Origin of the sequence: Paenibacillus periandrae, from assembly GCF_022458865.1 — a bacterium.
GTDB classification, from domain to species: domain Bacteria; phylum Bacillota; class Bacilli; order Paenibacillales; family NBRC-103111; genus Paenibacillus_S; species Paenibacillus_S periandrae.
This window is the reverse complement of sequence record NZ_JAJNMU010000202.1, coordinates 1-255: the sequence shown is the minus strand read 5'-3', so window position 1 is coordinate 255 and position 255 is coordinate 1. Positions and strand designations below refer to the sequence as shown.

At 45.5% G+C, this 255-nt stretch carries 1 protein-coding gene; it reads left to right on the top strand.

Translation table 11 applies throughout. From position 1 onward, the window contains the following. On the top strand, nucleotides 1–255 hold a 255-nt coding region (locus LRL21_RS45245), incomplete at both ends, for an IS110 family transposase (RefSeq protein ID WP_240422256.1).

Genomic DNA, 255 nt, shown 5'->3' with positions numbered 1-255 from the left:
GATCCATTAAGGGGCTTGGTCCCATCTTTGTTGCAGCAATTTTGGCTGGTGCCGGTGACCTTAGACAGTATGCGCATGGACGTCAGTTATTGCGAAAGGCCGGTCTTAATCTGGCCGAAAGTATGTCAGGAAAACGGAAGGGGCAGATTGTTATATCGAAACGTGGAGATTCTACCTTACGTAAATATCTGTTTCTCGCAACCATACAGCTCATAGGAATCAATCCTGTCTTTCGAGAGCTACATGAGAAAAACA